This window comes from Streptomyces sp. NPDC015032 (assembly GCF_043080425.1).
Taxonomy (GTDB): Bacteria; Actinomycetota; Actinomycetes; order Streptomycetales; family Streptomycetaceae; genus Streptomyces.
In genome coordinates, this window is record NZ_JBIBVN010000063.1 from 1 (window position 1) to 24,487 (window position 24,487).

Annotated in this window: 25 protein-coding genes and 3 pseudogenes; 13 read left to right on the top strand and 15 right to left on the bottom strand. The window is 69.8% G+C overall.

Features of this window, described 5'->3' with window-relative positions:
• The first annotated feature begins 241 nt into the window (after positions 1-241).
• A protein-coding gene (locus tag ACF08M_RS39235) for an IS5 family transposase (RefSeq protein ID WP_392190091.1) occupies positions 242-1,059 on the top strand; the annotation gives its coding sequence in 2 pieces (ribosomal slippage) (positions 242-590 and positions 590-1,059; 819 coding nt in all).
• Between the two features lie 288 nt (positions 1,060-1,347).
• Positions 1,348-1,659 (top strand): hypothetical protein, encoded by a 312-nt coding sequence (locus ACF08M_RS39240; protein WP_392190092.1) that lies wholly within the window; start codon positions 1,348-1,350, stop codon positions 1,657-1,659.
• Here ACF08M_RS39240 and ACF08M_RS39245 read toward each other — a convergent pair.
• The 11 genes from ACF08M_RS39245 to ACF08M_RS39295 form a co-directional block, all read right to left on the bottom strand.
• A complete protein-coding gene (locus tag ACF08M_RS39245; RefSeq protein WP_392190110.1) occupies positions 1,622-2,500 on the bottom strand; it encodes an urease accessory protein UreD in 879 nt (292 codons plus the stop codon). The two genes, ACF08M_RS39240 and ACF08M_RS39245, sit on opposite strands and share 38 nt — an antisense overlap.
• Positions 2,501-2,559: 59 nt before the next feature.
• Positions 2,560-3,201 (bottom strand): urease accessory protein UreG, encoded by a 642-nt coding sequence (gene ureG / locus ACF08M_RS39250; protein WP_392190111.1) that lies wholly within the window; start codon positions 3,199-3,201, stop codon positions 2,560-2,562.
• Between the two features lie 322 nt (positions 3,202-3,523).
• Positions 3,524-4,210 carry an urease accessory protein UreF gene (locus tag ACF08M_RS39255; RefSeq protein ID WP_392190112.1) on the bottom strand — a complete coding sequence of 229 codons (687 nt, stop codon included), beginning with the start codon at positions 4,208-4,210 and terminating at the stop codon, positions 3,524-3,526.
• An 81-nt stretch (positions 4,211-4,291) separates the two neighbouring features.
• Complete coding sequence (gene ureC / locus ACF08M_RS39260; protein WP_392190093.1) at positions 4,292-6,016, bottom strand: urease subunit alpha; 1,725 nt, start codon at positions 6,014-6,016, stop codon at positions 4,292-4,294.
• Positions 6,016-6,444 carry an urease subunit beta gene (locus ACF08M_RS39265; protein WP_392190094.1) on the bottom strand — a complete coding sequence of 143 codons (429 nt, stop codon included), beginning with the start codon at positions 6,442-6,444 and terminating at the stop codon, positions 6,016-6,018. The genes ureC and ACF08M_RS39265 overlap by 1 nt, the downstream gene beginning before the upstream one ends.
• Before the next feature lie 18 nt (positions 6,445-6,462).
• Positions 6,463-6,768 carry an urease subunit gamma gene (locus ACF08M_RS39270; RefSeq protein WP_392190095.1) on the bottom strand — a complete coding sequence of 102 codons (306 nt, stop codon included), beginning with the start codon at positions 6,766-6,768 and terminating at the stop codon, positions 6,463-6,465.
• Positions 6,769-6,772: 4 nt separating this feature from the next.
• Positions 6,773-7,717 (bottom strand): urea transporter, encoded by a 945-nt coding sequence (locus ACF08M_RS39275; protein WP_392190113.1) that lies wholly within the window; start codon positions 7,715-7,717, stop codon positions 6,773-6,775.
• Positions 7,718-7,854: 137 nt separating this feature from the next.
• Positions 7,855-8,346 carry a helix-turn-helix domain-containing protein gene (locus ACF08M_RS39280; protein ID WP_392190096.1) on the bottom strand — a complete coding sequence of 164 codons (492 nt, stop codon included), beginning with the start codon at positions 8,344-8,346 and terminating at the stop codon, positions 7,855-7,857.
• Between the two features lie 180 nt (positions 8,347-8,526).
• Positions 8,527-9,162, bottom strand: coding sequence for a DUF2064 domain-containing protein (locus tag ACF08M_RS39285; protein ID WP_392190097.1), 636 nt, complete (start codon positions 9,160-9,162; stop codon positions 8,527-8,529).
• Complete coding sequence (locus ACF08M_RS39290) at positions 9,159-9,857, bottom strand: glycosyltransferase family 2 protein (RefSeq protein ID WP_392190098.1); 699 nt, start codon at positions 9,855-9,857, stop codon at positions 9,159-9,161. The genes ACF08M_RS39285 and ACF08M_RS39290 overlap by 4 nt, the downstream gene beginning before the upstream one ends.
• Positions 9,858-10,067: 210 nt before the next feature.
• The gene (locus ACF08M_RS39295; RefSeq protein WP_392190099.1) at positions 10,068-11,147 is read right to left on the bottom strand and encodes an NAD-dependent epimerase/dehydratase family protein; all 1,080 of its coding nucleotides are present in this window, start codon (positions 11,145-11,147) and stop codon (positions 10,068-10,070) included.
• Between the two features lie 70 nt (positions 11,148-11,217).
• Between ACF08M_RS39295 and ACF08M_RS39300 the strand changes: the two genes are divergently transcribed.
• Complete coding sequence (locus ACF08M_RS39300; protein WP_392190114.1) at positions 11,218-12,603, top strand: glycosyltransferase 87 family protein; 1,386 nt, start codon at positions 11,218-11,220, stop codon at positions 12,601-12,603.
• Between the two features lie 35 nt (positions 12,604-12,638).
• Here the strand turns inward: ACF08M_RS39300 and ACF08M_RS39305 are convergent, their stop codons facing one another.
• Positions 12,639-13,082, bottom strand: coding sequence for a GtrA family protein (locus tag ACF08M_RS39305; protein ID WP_392190100.1), 444 nt, complete (start codon positions 13,080-13,082; stop codon positions 12,639-12,641).
• A gap of 452 nt (positions 13,083-13,534) precedes the next feature.
• Between ACF08M_RS39305 and ACF08M_RS39310 the strand changes: the two genes are divergently transcribed.
• The 6 genes and pseudogenes from ACF08M_RS39310 (at position 13,535) to ACF08M_RS39335 (ending at position 19,590) form a co-directional block, all read left to right on the top strand.
• Positions 13,535-14,728 (top strand): molybdopterin-dependent oxidoreductase, encoded by a 1,194-nt coding sequence (locus tag ACF08M_RS39310; protein ID WP_392190101.1) that lies wholly within the window; start codon positions 13,535-13,537, stop codon positions 14,726-14,728.
• A gap of 2 nt (positions 14,729-14,730) precedes the next feature.
• Complete coding sequence (locus ACF08M_RS39315) at positions 14,731-15,234, top strand: hypothetical protein (RefSeq protein WP_392190102.1); 504 nt, start codon at positions 14,731-14,733, stop codon at positions 15,232-15,234.
• Positions 15,231-15,908, top strand: coding sequence for a class I SAM-dependent methyltransferase (locus tag ACF08M_RS39320; RefSeq protein WP_392190103.1), 678 nt, complete (start codon positions 15,231-15,233; stop codon positions 15,906-15,908). Before ACF08M_RS39315 ends, ACF08M_RS39320 begins: the two co-directional genes overlap by 4 nt.
• A gap of 286 nt (positions 15,909-16,194) precedes the next feature.
• Positions 16,195-16,362, top strand: a pseudogene (locus ACF08M_RS39325) (trehalase-like domain-containing protein); the annotation flags it as partial.
• A gap of 534 nt (positions 16,363-16,896) precedes the next feature.
• On the top strand, positions 16,897-18,330 hold the full coding sequence (locus tag ACF08M_RS39330) for a M1 family metallopeptidase (protein WP_392190104.1): 1,434 nt from the start codon (positions 16,897-16,899) through the stop codon (positions 18,328-18,330).
• Positions 18,331-18,732: 402 nt separating this feature from the next.
• On the top strand, positions 18,733-19,590 hold the full coding sequence (locus tag ACF08M_RS39335; protein WP_392190105.1) for an SAM-dependent methyltransferase: 858 nt from the start codon (positions 18,733-18,735) through the stop codon (positions 19,588-19,590).
• A 348-nt stretch (positions 19,591-19,938) separates the two neighbouring features.
• On the opposite strand, the pseudogene ACF08M_RS39340 reads toward ACF08M_RS39335, so the two are convergent.
• Both ACF08M_RS39340 and ACF08M_RS39345 read right to left on the bottom strand, forming a co-directional pair.
• Positions 19,939-20,266, bottom strand: a pseudogene (locus ACF08M_RS39340) (transposase); the annotation flags it as partial.
• Positions 20,242-20,364: pseudogene (locus ACF08M_RS39345) on the bottom strand (IS6 family transposase); the annotation flags it as partial. The pseudogenes ACF08M_RS39340 and ACF08M_RS39345, both read right to left, overlap by 25 nt.
• Positions 20,365-20,764: 400 nt before the next feature.
• Between ACF08M_RS39345 and ACF08M_RS39350 the strand changes: the two are divergent.
• The 4 genes from ACF08M_RS39350 to ACF08M_RS39365 all read left to right on the top strand — a co-directional run bounded on the left by ACF08M_RS39350 (position 20,765) and on the right by ACF08M_RS39365 (position 24,285).
• A complete protein-coding gene (locus tag ACF08M_RS39350) occupies positions 20,765-21,025 on the top strand; it encodes a hypothetical protein (RefSeq protein ID WP_392190106.1) in 261 nt (86 codons plus the stop codon).
• 313 nt (positions 21,026-21,338) lie between these two features.
• Positions 21,339-22,418 carry a tyrosine-type recombinase/integrase gene (locus tag ACF08M_RS39355; RefSeq protein WP_392190107.1) on the top strand — a complete coding sequence of 360 codons (1,080 nt, stop codon included), beginning with the start codon at positions 21,339-21,341 and terminating at the stop codon, positions 22,416-22,418.
• Positions 22,415-22,750 (top strand): helix-turn-helix domain-containing protein, encoded by a 336-nt coding sequence (locus tag ACF08M_RS39360; RefSeq protein WP_392190108.1) that lies wholly within the window; start codon positions 22,415-22,417, stop codon positions 22,748-22,750. The genes ACF08M_RS39355 and ACF08M_RS39360 overlap by 4 nt, the downstream gene beginning before the upstream one ends.
• A complete protein-coding gene (locus tag ACF08M_RS39365) occupies positions 22,747-24,285 on the top strand; it encodes a hypothetical protein (RefSeq protein WP_392190109.1) in 1,539 nt (512 codons plus the stop codon). The genes ACF08M_RS39360 and ACF08M_RS39365 overlap by 4 nt, the downstream gene beginning before the upstream one ends.
• Before the next feature lie 47 nt (positions 24,286-24,332).
• On the opposite strand, the gene ACF08M_RS39370 is transcribed toward ACF08M_RS39365, so the two are convergent.
• A partial coding sequence (locus tag ACF08M_RS39370; protein ID WP_392190115.1) for a darcynin family protein occupies positions 24,333-24,487 on the bottom strand: 155 nt, incomplete at its 5' end.

Consider the following 24,487-nt stretch of genomic DNA (forward strand, 5'->3'; position numbering starts at 1 on the left):
ACTTCCAGTCCGGTCGTTCCGAGTTTGATGTATCGCATGCTTCCGAAACCTAGGATTTGGAGTGCGCTCCAACGCAATACGTCTCGGTCCGGAATCCGGAGGCGAGGGGCATGTGCGCCCTGTCAGGTTTCGGCCGTTTCGGCCAGACGTACCAGAGAACCCAGTGGTAGCGAGTAACAAACTGTCAATTCTCGGCCGAGCGCGTGGCGCACTACTTCGACCGTGTCCGTGGTGATCGTTCATGGGGCGGGATACGTGGAGTTGGATTGTTCCGGACGGGCTGTGGGAGATGGCGAAGCCGTTGATCCCGCCGTCGAGAGTGCGTCCGCAGGGTGGCGGGACGCAGGACACGCCTGATGAAACCCTGTTCGCCGCGATCGTCTACGTGCTGGTGAGCGGGTGTGCCTGGCGGGCTCTGCCGCCGTGTTTCGGGGTCTCGAAGTCGACTGCCCACCGGCGCTTCGTCATCTGGTCCAGGGCCGGTGTCTGGGGCCGGCTGCACGAGGCGGTGCTCGACCGCATCGACGAGTGCGGCCTGCTCGACCTCTCCCGCGTGGTCCTCGACTCCGCCCACGTACGGGCCAAAAAAGGGGCGAACTCACAGGCCCCAGCCCCGTGGACCGGGGTAAACCGGGTTCCAAGATGCACATCCTGTCGGACGCGAACGGACTGCCCCTGGTCGTCGGCGTCTCCGCCGCCAACACCCACGACAGCCAAGGTCTGAAGCCCATGGTGGCCGGTCTCCAAACGAGACACGACCCCCACCGCGGCTGGCACTACAAACCCCTCAAGCTCCACGCCGACAAGGCATACGACACCCCTGACCTGCGTAGATGGCTCCGCGGGAAACGTATCGGCGTCCGTATCGCCCGCAAGGGAATCGAATCCAGTGAACGGCTCGGGCGTCGAAGGTGGGTCATCGAGCGCACGATCTCGTGGCTGACCGGCTACCGCAGACTCAACCACCGCTACGAACGCCACCCCCGCAACTACCCGGCCTTCCTCGGCCTCGCCTCGGCACTGTGCTGCTACAAACGACTTCTCCGGCTCACCACATAGGACACGGTCTAAGCGTCCCGCTGGTGTTGTCGGCGGACTGCGTCGACGGGACCGCGATGGGCTTCGCGGGCCTGGTGTCGTCCTGCCATGTAAGCAGCTGCGGCGGCGATCAGGGCGGTAGGGCTGGCGACGATGGCGGCTATCACCTCTGAGTCCATGACTGCAATCATGCCGCAGTTGACCACTCAGGGGGTGGGCGGGGCGGTTCGCACGCACCCTGCCCGCCGCCACCCGGGGGCAGCGCGCTGCAGGTGTAACCAGCGTGCCCCCGGCGGCCGTTGGAACTGTGTGACGAGAACCAAAGAACGCGCCGAGGACGCCTGCCCGCTTGTCCACCAGTGCCGTCTGCCGCTGTCCACGCGCACCGTCAACCACCTCGCCGACCTGCTGCGGCGCCACCTGAAGGCGATACGGTCCAGGTGGCGGATCCTGCCGCCGGGACGAATCGCGGTGATCGTCCTGGCTGTGCTGCGTCACGATCAGCGGCTGGCCGACATGGCCGGCGGCAACCCAGATCTTGGGGAGCGCGGAGGGCAGGCAGGCGTCATGGGCCCCGGCGTGGTCAGGTCTTCCGCAGGTCCGGAGCCGGGACGTCGATGAGCAGCCTCCGCAGGGCGTCCCACGCGGCGCGCATCGCACGGGTGATGGCGGGCGAGTCGCTACCGACGACGCGTACCCACGCGCCGCAGTCATCGGGCAGCGTGCTCACTCCGAAAGCCAGGCCGGTGGCCAGAAACGCCTCGTGGAGGGTGTCCGCGACCCGGGTCGCGGGGGCGAGCGGAGTGACCGCGTACAGGGAGGCCATCAGGTCGTGATCTGCGAAGACCGCCGGACCGGTGACCGGGCCGGGAGCCTGCGGATCGAGGCGGACGCTGTCCACGGCCAGGAGTGTCCCGTCAGGACGCTGGATCTCCAGGTCGCTGAAGAGCATGCGGTAGGCATGGCGTTCACCGCGGGCCAGCCGTCCGGCCGCGATGGTCTCGCCCAGGAGCACGGTGGCGGTCGGATCGATGGTCACACGGGTGTGCTGGTAGAGGCGTGCGTCCCGGTACGGGATGAGGGAGTCCGGCAGGTACTCGACGTAACTTCCCTCTCCAGCAGTGAGGTTGACGACCTGGGACGCGTGGTCGAACTCCATCCGGTGGACCTTGGTGGCGGCCTGGGTGGTGAGGTGCACCGCGGTGCCGGGGCCGCAGTCGATGTCGATCCGGTTGCGGTCGGCCTGGATGATCCCGCCCCCGGTCGACATCAGATAGGTCACCGGCAGATCGGGCCGTTCCGGATCGACATAGAGCGGGCGCATGATCTGCAGCGGTGACTTCTGATAGCGGTCGACGAGCTCGGTCCGGTCGCCCACGCGTGCGTAGCGCAGTTCGAGCAGGCCGACCTTGCCGGGGCGCCCGGCGGCCAGCGTGTCCGGGGGACCGACAAGGTCGAGCATCCGGGCCGGTACCCGCCGGGGTTCGTAGTGCGCGGGTTCCAGCCGCGCGGGCGCCTTGGTCACGCGGAGGCCGGCACCTGGGCGGCTTCGTGGGACAGGAGGAAGTCGGCGATGGTGTCGAGTCCCTCTCCGGTGAGGGAATTGGTCAGCACCACCGGCCGCCCGTCCCGGACGCGGTATGCGTCCGACTCCATGACGCCGAGATCGCACCGCACATAGGGGGCGATGTCCACCTTGTTGATGACGAGCAGCTCGCACTCGGTGATGCCGGGGCCCCGCTTGCGCGGCATCTTGTCGCCCTCGGCGGTGTCCAGTACGAACAGGAAGAGGTCGACCAGCGCGGGGCTGAAGGTGAGTGTCAGGTTGTCTCCGCCGCTCTCGAAGAGCAGGGTGTCCACGTCGGGGAAGCGCTCCACGAGTTCGTCCGCGGCGGCCTGGTTCATCGTCGGGTCGTCTCGGACCGCGGTGTGCGGGCAGGCCCCGGTCTCCACCCCGACGATCCTCTCCGCGTCGAGGAGCCCGGCCAGGGTGCGGCGCACGTGCGCGGCGTCCTCGCTGGTGTAGATGTCGTTGGTGATGACGGCAGGGGTCCGGCCGCGCTCGATCAGCACGGGGACGAGCGCTTCGATGAGTGCGGTCTTGCCTGAGCCGACCGGTCCGGCGATGCCGACGCGCAGTACGCCGTCCTTGGGCCGCTGCATGAGCTCGTCGTGGTTGTGGTGGTGCCTGGCCTGCATCGGGTCGTGCATGGTGATCCTTCCGGTGTGGTGGTCTTCGAGGTGCGGGGGCCCCTAGGGCCTCTCGTTTGGGTCATGCCGGGCTCGCGGGGTCTGGCACGCACTCCCCCAAGGCCTTAAGGGCCAGGGGGTACCCCCCTCCGCGTTGTCGTCGGTCGCCAGGACTCCTTTCCCAAGCTCTCGGCTCCGCTCGAGCAGGGGAGACCCCATCTGCCTCCCTCCTCCGCCTTGCGATCGCACGCACCAGACCCCGCTCCCTGATCCGGCCTGATCCAAACGAAAGGCCCTAGCTGGCGAAGAGGCGTGCCTCGGCGCGCTCGTGACGGCCGGCCATGACATCCGCCACCGGGACACACCCTCCGATGTCGGCCGGCTCCCGCCGCAGGGCCGCGTCGACGGTCTCCTCGATCACCGGGGCGGCCTCGTGCAGCACGACCTGCGCCCGGCGGTGGTCGGTCAGCCGCAGCCGCACGGCGGCCCCCACGAAACTGGCCGCGAAGGCGAACAGTTCGCAGGTGACCGCCTGGCGGGTCGACAGTCCGTTGGCCGCGTGGACGACGGCGGCGACGACCGGCTGGCAGCCGCGTACGGCTCCCTCCCGGTAGAGGGCGTGGTACCGCTCGATCTGTGGAGTGCCGTAGACCTGGCCGGCCAGGTCCAGCAGCTGCCGTCCGGTGCGGACGGCAGCCTGCCGGGCCTCTCGACCCAATTTGGTGGCATGCAACCGCTGTTCCACGGTCACCACTTCCGCCCAGTCGTCGGCGGTGACCGCACGGTGGGCGAGGGCGAGGGCGGTCGCGTCGGCCGGCCCCGCGCTGTGGCGCAGCAGGTCGTGGAGGAGGACGGGCAGAGTGCGCGGGGTGATCGCGCGGGCTTGTTGGAAGCCTTCCAGGCCGTGGGAGAGGGTGTAATAGCCGCTGGGGAACGCCGAGTCGGTGAGCTGGAGTCCGGTCAGCAGCGCCGGGATCGGCATCGGGTCGTTCACGCCGAGGATTCCGTTCGTGCCAGGGGCCGTCCGAGGTGGTCCGGCCGTTGACGGCCGTCGCGAGGACGGTCAGACGATGTAGAAGAGATGGTTGAGCGGGAGTCGCTCCGCCGGCTCGATGGTGGCGGGCTCGCCGTCGACCGTGACCTTGTACGTCTCCGGGTCCACTTCGATGCGCGGCAGCGCGTCGTTGCGCACCATGTGCTCCTTGCCGATGGTCCGGCAGCGCTGCACGGGTTCGATCCGCCGCTGCAGCCCCAGCTTGTCGGGGACGCCCGCGGCGATGGACGCCTGGGACATGAAGGTCACCGACGTGCGCTGCCGGGCACGGCCGTACGTGCCGAACATCGGCCGGTAGTACACCGGTTGCGGTGTGGGCAGCGACGCGTTGGGGTCGCCCATCAGCGCCCAGTTGACCATGCCGCCCTTGATGACCATCTTGGGCTTGGCCGCGAAGGAGTGGATCGGCCAGAGCACGATGTCGGCGAGCTTGCCGGGCTCCAGGGAGCCGATCACGTCCGCGGCACCGACGGCGGTCGCGGGGTTGATCGTCAGCTTGGCCAGATACCGCAGGACACGCGCGTTGTCATTGCGGGAGCTGTCCTCGGCCAGCGGGCCGCGCAGTTCCTTGCAGTGGTGTGCCGTCTGGAAGGCACGGACGAAGGACTCGCCGACCCGCCCCATGGCCTGGGAGTCCGACGAGAAGATGCTGATCACGCCGAGGTCGTGCAGAACGGTCTCGGCCGCGATCGTCTCGGCCCGCACCCGGCTGTCGGCGAACGACACGTCCTCGGGGATGTCCCGGGACAGGTGGTGACAGACCATCACCATGTCCAGCAGCTCGTCCACCGCGTTGATCGTGTACGGCAGGGTCGGGTTGGTGGAAGCAGGCAGTACGTTGGCCTCGCCGGACACCCGGATGATGTCGGGGGCGTGACCACCACCGGCGCCCTCGGTGTGGAAGGTGTGGATGGTCCGGCCGTCGATCGCCGACAGGGTGTCCTCGTAGAAGCCGCCCTCGTTGAGAGTGTCGGTGTGAATGGCCATCTGGACGTCGTGCTCGTCGGCGACCCGGAGCGCGGTGTCGATCGTGGCGGGGGTGGCGCCCCAGTCCTCGTGCACCTTCAGTCCGGCCGCGCCCGCCTCGACCTGCTCGCGCAGTGCCTCGGGCAGGCTGCCGTTGCCCTTGCCGAGCAGACCCACGTTGACCGGCAGGTCCTCCACGGCCTCCAGCATCCGGTGGATGTTCCACGGGCCGGGGGTGCAGGTGGTGCCGTTGGAGCCGTCGGTCGGCCCGGTGCCTCCGCCGAAGAAGGTGGTGATGCCGTTGGACAGACCCTCCTGGGCCTGCTGGGGCGCGATGAAGTGTATGTGCGTGTCGACGCCCCCGGCGGTGGCGATGAGGTGTTCGCCGGATACCACCTCGGTGCCGGGTCCGATGACGAGCTTGGGGTCGACTCCGCTCTGCAGATGCGGGTTTCCCGCCTTGCCGACGCCGACGATCAGGCCGTCGCGTACGCCGATGTCGCCCTTGACCACGCCCAGAACCGGATCGAGCACCACAACATTGGTGATGACGAGGTCCAGGGCGCCTTCGCGGTTGAGCGCGGACGGGTCCTGGGCCATCCCGTCCCGGATGGCCTTGCCTCCGCCGTAGACGGCCTCTTCCCCGTAGGAGCCGGCGTTGTGGTCGTACTCGACCTCGACGACGAGATTGGTGTCGGCCAGGTGGAACCGGTCGCCGACGGTGGGACCGAACAGATCCGTGTACCGCTTGCGCGGGATGATCGCCATCAGATCCGGGTCCCCTCGTGGTCGGTTTGGTGGTCGGCTTCGCTGTCGCTGTCGCTGTCGTTGTGCGTGAAGCCGAGCTCCGCGGCGCGGCGGAGGGCCACGCGCTTGGTGTCCGGGGCCGACAGGCCCCCGTTGGTGAGCGCGGCGAAGCCGGTGATCCGCCCGGTGCCGGCGAAGGCGCACAGCTCCACCTCACGGGTGTCGCCGGGCTCGAAGCGCACAGCGGTGCCGGACGGGATGTCCAGGCGCATGCCGTAGGCGGCCTCGCGGTCGAAGCGCAGGGCGCGGTTGATCTCGAAGAAGTGGTAGTGCGAGCCGATCTGCACGGCCCGGTCACCGGTGTTGGCGACCGTGAGTGTGGTCCTGGCCCGGTTGGCGTTGATCTCGACGGGGTCGTCCCCGTAGAGGTAATGAGCTCCGCCAGACATCTGTGTCTCCTCGGTGTTTCAGGCGCTGATCGGGTCGTGGCAGGTGACCAGCTTTGTCCCGTCGACGAAGGCCGTCTCGACCTGGAGGACGGCGAGCATCTCCCGCACTCCGGGCATCACGTCGTCGATGGAGACGACCTTGCGGCCCAGCTCCATGCATTCGGCGACGGTGCGGCCGTCACGCGCGGCCTCCAGGACGGCCTCGGTGATCAGGGCGGAGGCTTCGCTGTAGTTGAGTTTGGTTCCCCGGTTCCTGCGGCGGCGGGCCAGGTCCGCGACCACATAGACGTGGAGTTTATCGATTTCCCGCGGTGCGAGGTTCATGGCGTCACATTGCTTTCTCGGACGAGATGCCGGGCCGGCCCAGGAGTGGACCAGCCGCCAGGAAGAGCCAGGTCATCACTGTGAACGGCCAGGTGAAGGGGTATCCGCCGGAGGGCTGGGCAACGGCTTCCCAGGCAGCGGTGAACGGGACCGAGGCCGCCGCGGCGAGCGCGGCGTACCCGGCGGTCCACGGAGTGAGAGCCAGGAAGGTGGCTGTCAGCGCGATCGCGCAGAGCACCGCGTTGTATCCGTACAGCCCCTCGATGATCCGGTCGGCGGGCAGTCCCGTCAGGCAGGCGGTCAGGAACGCGACGACGCTGGCGCCGATCGCCGCGACGGCGGCGATCCGCGAGGCGACGAGCAGCCCGACGAGCAGGATCAGGCCCGCGTACCACTTGTCCAGGTAGAAGATCTGACCGATGTTGTTGCAGAGCGCCCGCCCGGTCTCCGTGGCCGTCATGGTCGTGAACCCTGGGACGCGTGCGGCCGGACCGGCGGCGACCGGTGCCTTGGACAACGTGACCACCAGCGCCCCGGCGACCAGGCAGTAGGGGGCCGTCAGCACAGGCAGCCCGAGGGGGGCGAGGAGGCGGCCCGCCGCGGCGCTCAGTACGGAACAGACCGCGGCGCCGAGCACGGCCAGTACGGCGGTTTGCCACGAGGTGCCGAGCCGGACGGCGAGGGCGATCCCGGTCAGACAACCGCAGTAGCCCTGCAGCCCGTTGACCAAACTCTTCCGGTCGGCTCCCAGGAGCGCCGCGGCGGCGGTGGACGAGGCCGCACCGAGCAGGCCGTACACGCCGAGTCGCCATCCGTCCACGAACAGCGCCACGGTGAACAGCAGCCCGGCCCATGCGTTCGAGCTGAGTGCGACCTGGGCGACGCCGCGCAGTTGTATCTGTCCGGCACGGGTAGAGGCCCAGTTCTTCGCCTGCACCACCTGTTCCACAGCAGCCAAGTCTTCTCCTTTGAGGACATGACGAAATTGCCAAAACCCCCGCATCCAGGACGCTTTGGATCTTGATCAAAGTTCCGTTGAGAACCTATGCCTGGCAAGGATGACCCAGGGGCGCGAAGATCTGATGCTCAGTGTGACCACATGGGTGCGATCAGGCATACCCGCTGCTGAGGGGAGGTGATTCCCGGACCCCGAACGACGATTTCCAGCTTCGTCACCTCAAATTCTTGGTCAGAGGTTGAACATTCCACGCCTGTCGTTTGACCAATCGGGCGGGCGCAGCCGCTTTTTCGCGTCCTTCGCGCGGGGCCGTGAAGGGGGCCGCACTCGCGCTCCAAGCGCACCGGATGCGCGCGGCGACCGGTGGCCGAGCGCCGCCGCAAGGCCGGGGCACCACCTTCCTCCCACACACGCCTCCACCCCCGTACGCTCTCGGCACCCACCCCCACCACCCGCGCGATCTCCACATTCGACCCGCCCTCCTCAAACAACTCGACAGCCCGAACACGACGCCCCTCCGCTAACTGCGGCCGCGACAAAGGAGGAACGGAAGAACCAGACACGGAGGTCGAAGGTCGATAGGACACCCCGACAGCCTCCCACCGACAAGACCACCACACCCACTGAACTTACGAAAAGATCAGTAGTGCTTGGCTTCCAGAATCCTTCGGGGGGTGACGTGCGGTCATGCTGCGTGTGGTGTCCAGGTCGGCGAGGTGTAAGGCCACGTGTTCGTGAGCGATGACTATGGGCATTGAGATCGCCACCTGAACGGCCCGACCGAATTGAGCGACAGAGCCCTACAAAAGCTCCAAGAGGGTGGCGAACCTCGATCCCGGCGCTGCGGCCGCCACCGCAGCGGCGTCGGGCGCTGTGTCCACGTCGCGCAGGAGCGGCAGGTCGCGCACCCGGAGGCCTGCCCCGGTGAGGCGGTCGCGCTGGGCGGCGCCGGTCTGCGCGGTGGACATCGGGACGCCTCGCAGCAGCGCCGGAGCGGGCGCGGCGAGGCCGAGCGCCCAGAACCCGCCGTCCTCCGCCGGGCCGAACCATGCGTCGCACTTCTGCCACGCGCCGGGATCCAGTGCGGGGGCGAGGAGCTTCGGGGTGAGCTGTGGGGTGTCCATGCCGACCAGTAGGGCGGGGCCGTCCGGCACGGCGGCGAAGGCCGCGGCCAGCCGCTCGTCCAGGCCGCCGGACGCCTGCGGGATCACCTCGATGCCGGGCGGCAGCCAGGGTCCGGGCGCGCCGTCCAGGATGAGCATCCGGCGGCGGGCGGGGCAGCGCAGCACGGTCTCCAGAGTGTCGGCGAGCGCCGCCTCCGCGAGGGCGGCGGCTTGGGCAGGGGTGAACGGCGGCGTGAGCCGAGTCTTGACGTGCCCAGGCCGTGGCTCCTTGGCTATCACCAGCAGCGCGGTCGGTCCGGCCGGGCCGCTCACCGGGGGGTTCCCGCCGGACGCCGGGGCGGCTCGCAGAGGACCGCGCGCATGTCGCGCACCGCGTACCAGGTGCCACGCCAGGTGCCCGTGACCTTGGAGCGGCCGGCGCGTGGGCGGTAGGGCACGTCGACCTCGCGCACCCGCCATCCGGCGTCGGCGGCGCGGATGACCATCTGCAACGGGTAGCCCGACCTGCGGTCGGTCAGGTCCAGGTCGAGCAGGGCCTCCCGGCGGGCCACCCGCATCGGGCCGAGGTCGTGCAGGCGCAGGCCGGTGCGGCGGCGGATCAGCCGGGCCAACTCGCGGTTGGCGAGCCGGGCATGCACCGGCCAGGCGCGGCGTGTCGTCGGCCTGCGACGCCCGAGCACCAGGTCCGCCTCGCCGTCCAGGACGGCGTGGGCCAGCGACGGCAGCAGCCCGGGGTCGAGGGAGGCGTCGCAGTCGCAGAGACAGACCACGGGCGCGGTGGCGGCGCGCAGCCCGGCCGCGCAGGCTGCGCCGAAGCCGCGTACCGGTTCGCTCACGACGTGCGCGCCCAGCGACTCGGCGAGTTCGGCGGAGCCGTCGGTCGAGCCGTTGTCGACGACCACGGCGCGCCACCCGGGCGGTATCCGTTCCAGCACCCAGGGAAGAGCGGCCGCTTCGTCAAGACATGGCAGCACGACGTCCACAAGGGGCCGATGCCTCTCGGTCATGTCTTTCAGCGTATGAATATCTGTGTACGTAAGGAAATGGAGTGATGCATCCGGAGCACCTGATGCGGTCCGCCGTCGCCCTATGGCGTGGGCGGGTGTGCCGTCGCCCTCTTCGACGGCGACGCGGGGGCCGGGCGGCGGGCGCCTCGAACGGTGCGGGCCGCGACGGTTCCGGCGACCGCGGGTTCGAGGCCATCTCCCGCACGCGCGTTACCGAGGCTCCGATGCCCGGCCGCGCAGGGGGGCTCCGGCGAACTCCCGCACGCCGTCGGCGAACGGTACCCGGGGCAGCCAGCCGAGTTCCTCGCGCAGCCGTGACGAGGAGGCGGTGATATGGCGGACGTCGCCCAGCCGGTACTGACCGGTCACCACCGGCGCGGGCCCGCCATGGGCCGCGGAGAGCGCGGCGGCCATCTCCCCCACGGTGTGCGGGCTTCCGCTGCCCACGTTGTAGGCGCGCAGTGCGCCGTCCGGGATCGCGGCGCCGACCGCGCCGAGCGCCGCCAGGTTGGCGGCGGCCACGTCGGCGACGTGGACGAAGTCCCGGCGCTGACCGCCGTCCTCGAAGACCCGGGGCGGCTCGCCGCGGGCGAGCGCGGAACGGAAGAGCGAGGCCACCCCGGCGTAGGGGGTGTCGCGTGGCATCCCCGGTCCGTAGACGTTGTGGTAGCGCAGGGCGACCGCCCGGCCGCCGGTGGCCCGCGCCCAGGCGGCGGCCAGGTGCTCCTGGGCCACTTTCGTCGCCGCGTAGACGTTGCGCGGGTCGGGTGGCGCGTCCTCCGGCACCAGGCCGGGGGTGAGCGGATCGCCGCAGCGCCGGCAGACGGGCTCGAACCGTCCGGCGTCCAGGTCGGCGACCCGGCGCGGGCCGGGCCGGACGGCCCCATGGCGGGCGCATGCGTAGCGGCCCTCGCCGTAGTAGACCATCGAGCCGGCCAGGACGAGCTCGCTCACCCGCAGCCGGGCCATGGCCGCGAGCAGGACGGCGGTGCCCAGGTCGTTGCACCCCACGTAGGCGGGCACGTCGTCGAAGTCCCGGCTCAGGCCGACCATCGCCGCCTGGTGGCAGACCGCGTCCACCGCGTGCAGCGCCTCCTCGACCACCGCCCGGTCCCGCACGTCGCCGCGCACGAACGCCACGCCGGGCGGCCGCGGGGGCGGGGAGGCCGCCGCGCCGTGCGCCGCGGGCAGCACCGCGTCCAGCACGCGCACCTCATGTCCGGCCTCGACCAGCGCACCGACGACGTGGGAGCCGATGAACCCGGCTCCTCCTGTGACAAGCACCAGCATGCCTTCGAGGCTACGGCCGGATCCGACACGCGGCGCCGCGAGGCCGTCCGCCGTGCTCGCGGCTGCCACGATGGCGGGCGTGGGAGTACGCACACTCTGCGCCACGGCACTGCTCGCCGCCCTCGTCGCCGTCGTCGCCGCGACGGTCCGTCTGGGCGGCGATCTCGGCCATCCGGCCGCGCTGCTGTACTGGTACGCCGCCGCGTGGGTGCTGTTCGCCGGAGCGGCGTGGACCGTGCAGCGCGTGCCGGCGCGCACCGCCGTGGCGCTGATCCTGGCCGGCGGGATCGCCCTGTGCGTGGCGGCGCTCTCGGCTCCGCCGCGCACCAGCGATGACATGTACCGCTACGCGTGGGACGGTCGCGTGCAGGCCGCGGGGATCTCCCCTTACGCCTACCCGCCGGACGCGCCGGAGCTTGCCCGGTTGCGTGATCCGTGGCTCTTCCCCGCCGGGACCGAGTGCCGCAGGTGGGACCTCCACCCAGTGGCGGGTGTGTGCACGCACATCAACAGGCCGTCCGAACCCACCATCTATCCGCCCGTGGCCGAGGGGTGGTTCCTGCTGGTGCACGCCGTCTCCCCGGCGGGCGGGCGGCACAAGCCCCTGCAACTCGCCGGTGCAGTGCTCTCCGTCGCCACGACGGTGGCGCTGCTGCTGGTGCGGCGGCGCACGCGCGGTGACATGCGGCGGGTGGCGCTGTGGGCATGGTGTCCGGCGGTGCCGTTCGCCGCGGTCAACGACGCCCATGTGGACACCGTCGGCGTGCTGCTCACGGTGGCCGCGCTGGGCATGGCCGCAGGAGCACGCCGTGGAGCGCTGCTCGGGGCGGCGATCGCCGCCAAGCTGCTGCCCGCACTCACCCTTCCGGGCGCACTGTCAGGGGTACTGGCCCCCGGGCGCAGCCCGCGTACCCGGCTGCGGGAGGCGGCGAGCGTGCTGCTCGCCGCCGTTGGCATCGTGGCGCTCGTCTATCTCCCCTACCTGCTGGCGTCCGGTTCCGCGGTCCTGGGGTATCTCCCCGGCTATCTGCGGGAGGAGGGGTACGAGCCGGGCGACGTCGGCCGGTTCGCACTGCTGCGGCTGGTGCTGCCGGACGCGTGGGCCGGTCCGGCCGCTGCCGTACTGGTTGCGCTCACCGCCTGGTACGTCCTGCGGCACGGCGATCCAGAGCGGCCGTGGCATGGATCGCTGCTGGTCACAGGCACCGCGCTGCTGCTCGCCTCGCCCGCGTACTACTGGTACGCGCTGCTCGTCGTGGCACTCGTGGCCATGGGCGGCCGGGGGGAGTGGCTCGCCGTCGCCGTTGCGGGCACCGCGTTGTACGTCGCGAACGAACTGCACTGGCCTGGCGTCCAGGCAGCCGCATACGGGACGGCCGCTGCGACGGTGCTCGCCGGCGTACTCGTCCGGACGCGGGTGCGTGGCGGCGGAGGCAGGCGGCGGGACGGTGCGTGAGGGCAGGCCTGCGGGCGGCATTGGGTGTGAGGCGGTCATCGGTGGCGTCGTCTGAAGACGACCATCCGCAGGACGGTGAAGCGCACCACGGTCACCAGGGCGAAGCTCGGCGCGAGCACCAGGGTCTCCGCCGCCGGCGAGGCGGTGGGCCGGTAGTGGCGGAAGAGCAGGACAGCGCCCGAGGTGACCAGGTACGCCAGGACGAACAGGCCGCCCGCGGCCAGATGCGCCTGGAGGACCCGGACCGGGGACCCGCGAAAGGTCAGTCGGCGGTTGGCCTCCGTGTTGAGGACGGTGACGGCGAGAAGGGAGGCGAAATTGGCTAGGACGGGCGGCGACCAGTGGCGCAACACCCAGTACAGCAGGGCCTGGGCCGCCGTGGAGGCGACGCCGATCACGACGAACCAGAACGCTTCCTTGGTCAGGGCGGTGCGGCCGGGCCGGGTGGAGGCGCTGCTCTGTGTGCCGAGGCGTCGCACCCCACGATCATGAGGCCACCGGGCGACCCGTCGATCCGTGCGGAGCGCCGGTTCGCCCGTTCGGCTGGCGACGGACACCCGCATGCACGCCAGGCGCGGAAGGACGCCCAGATCTGTGCCAGTTTGTAGCTGACGACTCGACAGACACTGACGGCGCGGCGAGGTTCGATCCACCCATCGGAGAGCCGGCACGGAGCCAGAGGAGGCGGCCGGTGGGCAGTGGCGGACGGCCGTCGGCATCGGACTCCGGCGGGTCGCAGCGCCCGGGACCGGACGAGGATCACGCGCCGGGGTGCCTGGAGCGCGTTCGCGCTGCCGTGACGGCGCGGGCCACCAAGGGGGCCGCTCGTACCCGGGCCCTTGTACGGCGGGTCGAGCAGACTCCTCCGCCTCCGGGACCGTTCTGTCCCGGCTTCTGGCGCAGCCCTCTCCGTGGGCCCTGGCTGACGTCCGTGTTCGGCCTGGTGCTGCTGATCGGCATCCCGCTGATCTTCGTCACCGGGATGCTCTCCTACGCCTCCTACAACCCGGGACTCGACCGCGTCAACGACCAGACCCCGGGCAAGGGCCTGCTGGGCTTCTACCTCTTCGACTGGCCCACTCATCCGTACTGGCTGTACCGGCTGACCCAGGGCGTGCACGTGACGCTCGGCGTGGTCCTCGTGCCGGTGCTGCTGGCCAAGTTGTGGTCAGTGATCCCGAAGCTGTTCGAGTGGCTGCCGGTCCGTTCCGTCGCCCACGGACTGGAGCGGTTGTCCCTGCTCATGCTGGTCGGCGGGGTGATCTTCGAATTCGTCACCGGCATCATCAACATCCAGCTCTACTACGTCTTCCCCGGCTCCTTCTACACCCTGCACTTCTACGGCGCCTGGGTGTTCATCGCGGCCTTCGTCGTTCACGTGTGCCTCAGACTCGGCCGGATGACCCGCGCCCTGCGCTCCCGCAGCCTGGCAGCTGAACTGCGCACCGACCTCGCGCACACACGGCCCGAGCCTCCCGGCCCCGACGGCCTGGTCCCGACCGCTCCCGCGCCGCCGACGATGACCCGGCGCGGCGCGCTCGCCATGGTGGGGGGCGGATCGCTGCTCCTCCTGGTGGTCACCGCGGGACAGAGCATCGGCGGCCGGCTGCGCAGCACCGCCCTTCTCGCGCCGCACAACCGTACTCCGGGCAGCGGCCCGAACGGCTTCCAGATCAACAAGACGGCCGCTTCCGTCGGCGTCACCCCCGCGCACGTCGGCCCCGGCTGGCGGCTGGAGATCCACGGCCCCGGTCCGACGCTCGTCTTCACCCGCGCACAGCTCCTCGCGATGCCCCAGCATGCCGCCGCACTGCCGATCGCCTGCGTGGAAGGGTGGTCCACCGCCAACCAGCAGTGGAGCGGCCTCAGGCTGGCCGACCTCGCCGCCTTGGCGGGCCTCCCCGCCGCCGGAAGCGTCCTGGTGCAATCCGTCCAACCGCCCGGCCCTTACACCTCGGTGGTGCTGCGAGGCAATCAGATCCACGACCCCCGATCGCTGCTCGCCCTGCGCGTCAACGGCGCGGACCTCTCGCTCGACCACGGCTACCCGGCCCGCGTCATCGTCCCGGCCAACCCCGGCGTGAACAACACCAAGTGGGTGCACCGGCTCACCTTCAGGACGTGACCATGGCACGCTTCGTCCGCTGGTACGGTTCCGGCCCTCTCCACCTTCTCGTCCTGATCGCCTCGTTCGCGATCACCGGCTACGCCATGGTGCGCCTGTTCGCCGTCCGCCCGCTCGAGGTCGCGATCTGGTTCGTCGGCGCGGCGGTCCTCCACGACCTGATCCTGCTGCCCCTGTACTCGCTCGCCGACCTGTCGGCACACGCTGTCCTGCGGCATCGCGCCACCCGCATGCCACAACCACCGTGGATCAACTACCTGCGTGTGCCCACCTTTCTCTGCGGTGTGCTGCTGCTCGTCTGGTTCCCCCTCATCTTCGCCTTGTCGATCCCCTACCCGGGTGCCACAGGGTTGTCCATGGACGTCTATCTCGGCCGGTGGCTGGCCATCACCGCCGTGCTCTTCGCCGCTTCCGCCGTGGCCTTCGCTCTCAAGCTCCGGCGCGTACGGCGGGCCGCCCGCGCCGACGAGGAACGACCTGCACCAGGTCGCGACGCTGCATCGTGACGACCGACGAGGACGGCTCGCCCTGCGCCGGGGGAGACCCCTATGCGCTCGCCCTGCGGACCGGCCACGGGCCGGTGTACCTGCGGCTGGCGGACGGGTGCCGGATCCGGATGCCGGTGCATCGCTGGTACGCGCATCCCACCGTGGCCGACGAATCAGTGCTCAATCGCTGTGTCGGCCCCGTTCTCGACGTCGGCTGCGGGCCGGGCCGGCTGTGCAGGGCACTCCTGGGCCGCGGAGTCTTCGCGCTCGGCGTCGACGTCACCCCCCGCGCGGCGGCTCATACCGTCGCTCTCGGCGGGATCGCACTGTGCCGATCGGTGTTCGACCGGCTACCGGCTGAGGGAGGCTGGCAGACCGTCCTGCTCATCGACGGCAACATCGGCATCGGCGGCGACCCGTGCGCCCTGCTGGGCCGCTGTATCCAGCTCACCACCCCGGCGGGGCTCCTCCTCGTCGAGGTCGACCCCGACGATGTCGAGGGGCACTACACCGCCCGGTTCGAAGACACCCATGGCTACAAGGGCCCGCCGTTTCCCTGGGCACGTCTGGGAGCACCAGCGCTCCACAGGATCGCCGAGGATCTTGCCCTCAGCATCACCGACCAGTGGAGTTACGGCCACCGACGCTTCCTCGCCGTCGGCCGCCAGGACTCGGCCTCAGGACCTCGCTGATGACGCGGGGCCGCCTCGCCACGCGGCAGCGGGCAGACACGACGTACGCCGACCGGACGCCGAGCGCGGGGCGCGGCACCAGACCGTGCCACCCGGTCGGGGCAACTGCCGGCAACCGACACGTGCGATGCGCCGATCGTGCTGATTGGCTGGAGGTGAATCCGCTGTTCAGGGAGGCCGGGATCCATGACACCCATCAGACACCTGCAGAGACCTGCGGCACAGGCAACTACCCACCTTTTCCCGGCCGGGCCGCGTCCGGCCCCAGGTGGACGGGCTGCAACGCATGAGTACGCGACCGATCGGTGACTACGCCTTGCTGTCCGACTACCGCTCGGCCGCACTGGTGACCTCAGACGGCTCGGTGGACTGGCTTTGCCTGCCCCGGTTCGACAGCCCGGCGATCTTCGCCCGGATCCTCGACGAGGACGCCGGCCACTGGTCCATCCGCCCTGTCACCGGCCCGGTCGACATCAGCCGGGAACGGTTCGGCCGAACTGTTCCCGGCCACGCACAGGTGAGAGGTGCCTCGGTGCTGGTCAGCCCGTCCGCGTCGAGTGCGTACTCGTCCTCACCTCGGCCGATGTCATGGGCGAGCAGCGCGGAGGGCGGGGCAACGGTGCCTACGGCCCTCCCGTGGTCGGCCGCCGGGCGCCAGGCCGGGCGACGGCCGTCGGGCGGCGCCGAGGAGTCCGTTCTCCTCGACGAAGCTCAGCGGCTGGTTCCTTCAACGAAGGACAACAGCTTCGCGACAACTTCCTGACACCGGCTGACCACCCTTGCCGATGCCAGCCTTCCCAGGCTCGCCGCCGGCATCCCGTCGTCCGGCTTCAGCACCGGCATTTCCGACTGCATCCACGAGGCGTGCGACAACCTCGACAACGTCGATCCGAAGACGGAGACGACCAGCACTGATGCCGTCGCCGGCGTGCTGTGGAAGCTCGCCGCCACCCCCGGCACTGACCGGGCCGTCCCCAGGAATCGAGACATGCGCAGACTGCCGAACCCGCCGCCGCCGAGCCGCCGCCGAGCCGCCGCCGCCCTCGTGGCCGCCGTCGTGAGTGGAGCCGTACTGACCGCCGTTCCCGCCTCCGCCGCCATCGGCGGACCGGGGGCCGGCGATCCGTACTTCCCCGAGGACGGCAACTCCGGGTACGACGTCTCCCACTACGACGTCAAGATCGCCTACGATCCGGCGCGCACCGACCGCCTTGACGGCGACACCACCGTCACCGCCCGCGCCCTGACCTCCCTGGACCGGTTCGGCCTCGATTTCAAGGGCTTCTCCGTGTCATCGGTCGCCGTGAACGGCACCCCTGCGAAGGCGTTCTCCCGGTCCGGCGCCCACAAACTGGTCATCACCCCGGCCCGCCCGGTCGCGAAGGGCACGACGTTCACGGTCCGGGTGACGTACGCCGGCAAGCCCGACGCCGAGGGCTGGCACACCCTGAAGAGCGGCGGCGCGTACGTGGCGGGCGAACCGCACTCCGCGACCTCCTGGTATCCCGCCAACGACCATCCGTCCGACAAGGCGACCTTCGCCCTCACCGCGACGGTGCCCGACGGCTGGACGGTCGTCGGCAACGGCCTGCCGGGCCCGGAGAGCGTCGAGGACGGCAGGAGGACCTTCCGCTGGGTCGAGGACAAGCCGATGGTCACGTACGCCAGCACGGTCGCCATCGACCGGTTCACCGTCCACCGGGGGAAGACCGCCGCGGGGACGCCTGTCATCACGGCGTACAGCCCGGACGCCGAGATCGACCCTGCGGCGGAGGCCCAACAGACGGAGATCCTGGACTTCCTGACCACGAAGTTCGGCCCGTACCCGTTCTCCTCGGCGGGCGCCATCGTTGTCGGGGCCGCGAAAGAGCCCACGAACGAACCCGGTGCCCTGGAGACGCAGAGCCGCCCCACGTACCACACGATGATCTTCGACGGTTCGATGGTCCACGAGAACACCCACCAGTGGTTCGGTGACAGCGTCTCGTTCAAGGACTGGCGGGACGGCTGCGTCGCCGAGTGCTTCGCCCAGTACGCCCTGCAGTTGTGGCGGGAGCACAAGGGCGGCGACACGGACGGGGACTACCGGTCCGAGGTGGAGGACTACCGGGACGACCCATCGTTCTGGTCCGTCAAGCTCTACGACCCGGGCCCGGGCCGGGAGTTGGACCCTGCGCTGAAGGGCTCGCTGATGCTGCACGCCCTGCGCCGCACGGTGGGCGACGAGGCGTTCTTCGGGACGCTGCGGACCTGGACCCATGACCACGCGTACGGCAACGCCTCGTTCCGGGAGTTCGAGGCGCTGGCAGCAAAGGTCTCGGGCAAGGACCTCAAGGGATTCTTCGCCGCGTGGGTCGACGGCACGGTGATCCCGCCGGAGAAGTACCTCTACCCGGGCAGCCTGGGTAGGGTCGCCGGGTAGGCCGTACGAGGGGGTCGCGACGCCACCACCGTCTCGGCGTCGCGATCGCCCACAGCTGTTGCTCGCGGGGGGTGAGAGCGGGGTGCATGTAGCTCCTGCGCCCTAATGGCACTGGCTGTGTTTGAGCGTCTCGATCAGAAGCTTCAACACCCGCACCGTCGGATCGGCATGCATCCGCTCCGCCGCGGCCCGGTGGTTGGCCTCCGCCACCTGTATGCCTGCCCCATGTAGGCGATTCAGTGCATGGATCCATCCGTGCTTCTGTGCGCCCCGCCGTGTGGCCTCACTGCGCGCCCGTCCTGGGGAAGTGATGGAAGGCAGAGGGCCGATCGGCCGGGTCGGCCCGGGGGCGGCCGGCCCACCTGGCGGGACGCCCAGGCGCCCGGAAACGAGGAGTTGGACATGAGTAATCCATCGGCCCGGGAGGTCGGCGAATGGTACGACCGCTTCGGGGGCCTGTACGGCCTGACCATGGGTGACAGCATGCACCTGGGCATGTGGGCCGACGGCGTACGGACGGAGACGGGGGAGCTGACGGCCGACGAGATGTGGGAGGAACTCACCCGGGCCCAGGACTCCTGGACCGGCACCCTCATCGACGTGGTCGGGCTGCTGCCGGGACAGCGGATGCTGGACGTCGGCTGCGGCACAGGCCGGCCCACCGTGCGGATCGGCACCGAGTCGGGCTCGAGCGTGCTCGGCGTGACGGTCAGCGCCGCGCAGGTCCGGGCCGGCCGCAACCGCGCCTTGAAGGCGGGACTGTCCGACCGCGTCACCTTCGAACAAGCGGACGCCATGGCCCTGCCCCAGGAGTCCGAGACCTTCGACGCCGCGTGGGCCATCGAGTCCTTCGCTCACTTCTCCGACCGCCCCGCCGCGATCCGCGAGGTTCGGCGGGTGCTGCGGTCCGGGGGCCGCTTCGTCCTCGCGGACTGCTACGAAGCCGTGCCCTTCACACCCGAGGAAGTCCAGCTCTTCCAGGCCGCGTTCGCCCTCTCCCGCCTCCCCGCCGGACCCGAGGACTACTTCCGCATGCTCGGCGAGGCCGGCTTCGCCATCCAAGGCACGCGCGACATGTCCCGGGAGTTCAAGCCCACCTACGAGCTGATCCCACGCCTGTTCGCCGCAAGGCGCGCCCAGATCGCGGAGCTGGTGGGTACCGATGCGATGGCGCAGCTCCACGCCGTCTACCCGCGCATCCTTGCCCTGTGCCGGGACAAGATGGGATACGCCATGGTCAACGCCGTGAAGTCCCCCTGACGGCGGCCAGTCCCGCCCCAACTCCCGGGTTTCCGTTCGCCGCCGGGCCAAAACCGTCTGGCACAGAACCCCATCGCCAGCTGCCACCCCGGGCTGGCCGGGCCGTCGCCCGCAGGGAGAAGCAGTTCAGCATGGAACGGGCCGGTCAAACTAACCTGGCAAACGGTCAAGACTGCTTGTCAGAGGACATCCGCACACCCTGGTCCGGCCCGCGGGCGCGGAGGGCGATGGAGTCATGGGCGAGCACGACCAGGACCAGCACGACGTTGCCGAATCGGTGCGGCCGCCGCCGACGACTGCGCAAGCCCAGGAGGTGACGGCGGGGCTGCGCGAGGCGATGGTTGGCGTCCAGCGCCACCGGTCGGCCGCTTTCCGAGCTGCGAAGCCGGGGCTTCGTCCACTCGAGCGTCTACGTGAACAGGCGGAACGTGTGCTCGATGTCGAAGCGACGCAGGAACGACTGCCAGCAGCGGTCGACATCTGTCCCGGTGGCGCCGGTGCCCGACCACCACAACCAGACTGGCTTTTTCACCCCACCGCCGGGCAGCCTCTCCATGACCAGGCGGATGACGGTGCCCTCGATGATGGGCAGCGGGCCGTCGTAGTCGATCCAGGCCGCCCGGTGGGTGAGTCGCGGGTGCAGCCGATCCCACGCTTGCGCGGTCGCTTTCCCATGGTCTCCGCCCGGTTGTTCAGGCCCTTGTGGGAGCGGTGTTCCACCGAGGGCATGACCTTGCGGTGCGCCGCGCTGCAGGAGCGGAGCTTGTCGGTGACGAACCACCCTCGGCACCGACAGTCGCGATCCAGGTGGCGCTGCGCATCCACGACGGCGCGTTCTCCGCGATGGACCTCACCGCCCGCCACCCGCGCACCGGCGAGCTGCTGTCCACCGTGAAGTTCATGGTGCAGACCCTCGCCGCCGCCGGCGAACTCCAACGCGACCTCCAACGCGAGCTGACCTACGACGGACTGCGCGCCGCCGAGGACAGGGGCAGCAAGGGCGGGCGCCGCCCCGCCGTGGCGGCCGACAAGACCGACGATGTCCGCACCGCGTACCTGGAAGGCCGGTCCAGCGCCGCCCTCGCCCGCGACCACCACGTCAGCCGCGGCGCCATCCGTACCGCCGTCGCCGACCTCCTGCCCGACCACGCCGGCGTGGTCGGGCACCCTCGACATGCCGGGCAAGGTTGCCGACTTCCTCCGCGCCGCCGAGCTGGCCGACGTCGGGCGGGCCGCGCTCGACCAAGGGGTGATCGTACGGCGCGGCCAGGGCTTCACCCTGCGCGTCAGCGCCGTCCCCGCCGTGCACCTCGGGCTCCTCGCCCGCTGCCAGCCGCTCGACGGCGGCCACGGCGTTCCTGCGGTCCCGGCCCAGCGCAAGGCCCGCCGCGAGTACGAGAACCGGGTCAGCGCGCTCGCGCCGATCGGACCATGATCGTTCTCGGTGCCAACGGCTGTACCGGTGTCGCAACCGCCGCCAATTGCATCAGATGCGAATTCGCGACGGTATGCGAATTGGCCTGAGTGAGGGCGTCAACCGCGCCGTGATCCTGTGGAGTTGGGCACCAGCGGTAAGGGCGACGATAGCGGTCGGCGGGGCCTTGTTGCCACCCGCACAGGGGGCTGACCTGCTGGCTCTCTGGCGGCTCGCATAGGATGCGGTTTTCTCGCATCTGATGCGAGTCACGGAGAGTGGTGGATCAGTGGGGTTCAACGGTTCAATACCAGGGGCGGCGAGACTGCTCCTGGTGGACGGGGTCGCTCTGCTGCGGCCGGAGGAACAGGTCTTCACGGCGATGCTGACCGGGTTCGCCAATCAGCAGCTGGCACGGAACCTGGCCCGCACGACCGTGGAAGGCCGGGAGAACGCGGTGAAGGCGTTCACCGCGTACGTGAACACCTACCCGTGGAACTGGACGCCGGCGATGGTCGACGAGTGGCTCGGCGATCTGCGCTCACTGCGGGACCTGAAGCGCTCGACGATCCGTTCGTACTCCGAGGCCGTCCGGTCCTTCTGCCACTTCGTGACCGACCCCCTCTATGAATGGACCGCGACCTGCGAGGACCGCTTCGGTACCCACCCAGTCCAGGTGGTGCACGAGTGGAACACCGCGGTGCACGTCCAGGACAACGAGTCCGACCCGAAGAAGCGCGCGTTCACCAAGGCTGAACTGCACGCCTTCTTCGCCCACTGCGACGACGAGGTCGCGCGCATCCGCTCTCTGGGCCGCAAGGGCTGGCTGCCCGCGTTCAGGGACGCCACCGTGTTCAAGACCGCCTACGCCTACGGAACCCGACGCAACGAGACCCGGATGCTCGACGCCGCCGACTTCGGCCGGAACCCGCACGGGGTCGAGTTCGGCGAGTTCGGCCGGTGCCAGGTGCGGTTCGGCAAGGCCAAGAAGGGCTCGCCGCCCAAGCGTCGCGGAGTGCTGACGGTGTTCGACTGGACCCCTGACGTCCTGGACGAGTGGTTCACCGAGGTCCGGCCCCAGTTCGGGACCGACGGCAATCCGGCCGCCTGGCCGTCCGAACGGGGCCTGCGGATCGGCTGCCAGCGGATCAACTCCCGCTTCAAGGCATACCGCGAGGCCCTCGGCCTGGATGACGGACTGGACTTCCATTCGCTGCGAAGGTCCTACGTGACCCACCTGATCGAAGACGGCTGGGACCCACGCTTCGTTCAGGAACAGGTCGGTCACGAGCATGCCAGCACCACCTCCATTTACACCTGCGTGTCCTCGGACTTCCGCACCCGCACCCTGCGCCGACACCTGGACGACACCATCACTGCGGCCCTTCAGGCCCGGAGCGGGAGGAACGCATGAAGCGCAAAGTCGGCTACACCTGGCGGCTGCGCGAGGTCATGGCCAAGCACCAAATCTTCACGGCCACCGAACTGGTCCCGCTGCTGCGTGAACGCGGCATCGACCTGTCCGCCTCCCAGGTCCACCGCCTGGTCTCCGGCACCCCGGAACGCCTGTCGTTGCAGGTCATGGCCGCGCTCTGCGACATCCTTTCCTGCACCCCGGCCGACCTGGTGGCCACCACCGCCGAGAACGCGGGGGTCCGCAAGACCGCCACCGGCGACCTCCCGGCTCTGTCCTCAAACGTTGCCAAGCTGCGGCCTCGTGCGGCCCGCATCCTGCCCGACGCATGAGCCCCGCCTACACCCCTGAAGAGTCCGAACGCTGGCACAAGCGCACCTGCGCCCGCTGCGGACGCCACGGCTGGTTCGCCGCCCGCTGGCCGGACGGATACGTCTGCCGGACGTGCTCGGACCGCGCGGTGCGGACACGAGGCACCTGCCCGGGGTGCGGCCAGGACCGGGCTCTTCCCGGTCTCCGACGTGGTGACGGCGCCGCGATCTGCACGACCTGCGCCGACTTCTCCCAGACCTTTGACTGTTCACGCTGCGGCTTCGAAGGAAAGCTCTTGGGCGGACGGCTCTGCGAACGCTGCACGCTCGCCGGCCGGCTCACCACTCTCCTGGACGACGGCACCGGCCGCGTCCGTCCCGAACTGACCCCGCTGTTCGATCTGCTGGTGGCCATGGACAAGCCCGGCAGCGGGCTGGCCTGGCTAGCTATGCGCCGTGACCAGCCGGGAAACGCCTCCGAGCGGCTGCGGCAGCTCGGCCTCGGGCAGATACCGCTGACTCACGACGCCTTCCATGAGCTCCAGCCCTGGAGGTCAGCCGCTCACCTGGAAGAACTCCTGATGACGAGCGGGATCCTGCCCGCCGTCGACAAGTACATCTGCTCCTTCCAGCGCTGGCTGCCCGGTCATCTGGCCGACATCGCCGACCCCGAACACGCGAAGATGATCAGGCTCTTCGCCACTTGGCGCGTCCTTCCCCGACTGCGGGCACGAGCGGACCGGGACCACATCACACCCAGCATCCGCCGCTTCGCCGCCGCACAGATCAAGCACGCGACCGCCTTCCTGCAATGGCTCGGCGAGCGGAACACGACCCTCGCCTCCTGCGGCCAGATCGACGTCGACGCCTGGTGGGCCGAGAACAGCGAGTACAGCCGCAACTGCTTGAGGGCCTTCCTCAACTGGGCCATGCAGAGCCGCCATTGCCGACGCTCCCTCTCCATTCCCGCGATGAAGGCCACCCGACGAGCCGCGCTGAGCGAAGACGAACGCCTGGACGCCCTCGGCCGACTGCTGACCGACCCGGACATACCGAAGAACCTCCGCGTCGCCGGCGTCATCGTGCTCCTCTACGCACAACCCCTCACCCGAATCGTCCGGCTCACCGTCGACGATGTGGTGCACGACGGAGAAGCAGTACTGCTCCGGCTCGGGGAACCAGCCTCACCCATCCCCGAGCCGGCCGCTTCCCTGCTGCTGGACTACATCGCCGACCGCGACCATATGAACACCGCCACCAATCAGGCATCGGCCTGGCTGTTCCCCGGACGCCGGGCGGGCCAGCCCTTCCGCCCCGACCACCTGTCCGCACTCCTCAACGAGATCGGCGTCCCGGTGGCCGCCGCCCGCGGCGCCGCCATCCGACAACAACTCCTTGAGATGCCCGCTCCCGTCGTCGCGGACGCTCTCGGCTACCACGACAAGACCACCACCCGCCTGCTCAACGAGACCGGCGGAACGTGGAGCCGATACGCCGCTGGAGATCACACACGGTCACCGGCAGGCTGGGTTCCACGGAGAACTGGTGACAGTTGAATACGAGAGCCCACCAGTACATGCGTTCACTGATACGGGGTGGTGTGTCAGGTGCTGATGGTGGCAGCGGGGTCGATGTGGTAGTTGCGGGCATAGCCGTTTTCGATACCGACGAGGATGTCGACGACCTCGAAGTAGCGGTCCCAGAACGGGGTTTCGCGCAGTGCGTCGATGAGGAGCTGATAGGCGTGGTGATCGTCCG

Coding starts and splice junctions, on each gene's coding strand:
- ACF08M_RS39245 (WP_392190110.1), bottom strand. CDS start 2,500: ATGCTCGACCTTGTCGGTCCCCCGGACACGCTGGCCGCCGGGCGCCCC.
- ureG (WP_392190111.1), bottom strand. CDS start 3,201: ATGCAGCGGCCCAAGGACGGCGTACTGCGCGTCGGCATCGCCGGACCG.
- ACF08M_RS39255 (WP_392190112.1), bottom strand. CDS start 4,210: ATGCCGATCCCGGCGCTGCTGACCGGACTCCAGCTCACCGACTCGGCG.
- ureC (WP_392190093.1), bottom strand. CDS start 6,016: ATGGCGATCATCCCGCGCAAGCGGTACACGGATCTGTTCGGTCCCACC.
- ACF08M_RS39265 (WP_392190094.1), bottom strand. CDS start 6,444: ATGTCTGGCGGAGCTCATTACCTCTACGGGGACGACCCCGTCGAGATC.
- ACF08M_RS39270 (WP_392190095.1), bottom strand. CDS start 6,768: ATGAACCTCGCACCGCGGGAAATCGATAAACTCCACGTCTATGTGGTC.
- ACF08M_RS39290 (WP_392190098.1), bottom strand. CDS start 9,857: ATGACCGAGAGGCATCGGCCCCTTGTGGACGTCGTGCTGCCATGTCTT.
- ACF08M_RS39295 (WP_392190099.1), bottom strand. CDS start 11,147: ATGCTGGTGCTTGTCACAGGAGGAGCCGGGTTCATCGGCTCCCACGTC.
- ACF08M_RS39300 (WP_392190114.1), top strand. CDS start 11,218: ATGGCGGGCGTGGGAGTACGCACACTCTGCGCCACGGCACTGCTCGCC.
- ACF08M_RS39315 (WP_392190102.1), top strand. CDS start 14,731: ATGGCACGCTTCGTCCGCTGGTACGGTTCCGGCCCTCTCCACCTTCTC.
- ACF08M_RS39330 (WP_392190104.1), top strand. CDS start 16,897: ATGCGCAGACTGCCGAACCCGCCGCCGCCGAGCCGCCGCCGAGCCGCC.
- ACF08M_RS39335 (WP_392190105.1), top strand. CDS start 18,733: ATGAGTAATCCATCGGCCCGGGAGGTCGGCGAATGGTACGACCGCTTC.
- ACF08M_RS39350 (WP_392190106.1), top strand. CDS start 20,765: ATGCCGGGCAAGGTTGCCGACTTCCTCCGCGCCGCCGAGCTGGCCGAC.
- ACF08M_RS39360 (WP_392190108.1), top strand. CDS start 22,415: ATGAAGCGCAAAGTCGGCTACACCTGGCGGCTGCGCGAGGTCATGGCC.
- ACF08M_RS39365 (WP_392190109.1), top strand. CDS start 22,747: ATGAGCCCCGCCTACACCCCTGAAGAGTCCGAACGCTGGCACAAGCGC.